Annotated in this window: 1 protein-coding gene; it reads right to left on the reverse strand. The window is 38.9% G+C overall.

From position 1 onward, the window contains the following. The coding region (locus tag KO524_RS15315; RefSeq protein ID WP_219295086.1) for a hypothetical protein at window positions 1–226 on the reverse strand (226 nt) is incomplete at both ends.

Raw genomic sequence — 226 nt, forward strand, 5'->3', positions numbered from 1 at the left:
TGTAATCGTTTCTGCTCCAGCAGCTACCATGGCTTTGATATCTACAGTTACACTAGCACCCGCTTCGTTCACATAAGTAATTGTACCCGCAGTATAATTTGGTGTTAAAGTCGTGATCGTTTCAAAACTGTCGATCGCTCCTTTAATATCTAAAGTAGTCAAATTCGATTTCTCATCTTGATACGTCAACATACCTGTTGCACTGTTGTAAGACAAAATAGTCAAG

Origin of the sequence: Flavobacterium sp. NKUCC04_CG (genome assembly GCF_019345525.1) — a bacterium.
Taxonomy (GTDB): domain Bacteria; phylum Bacteroidota; class Bacteroidia; order Flavobacteriales; family Flavobacteriaceae; genus Flavobacterium.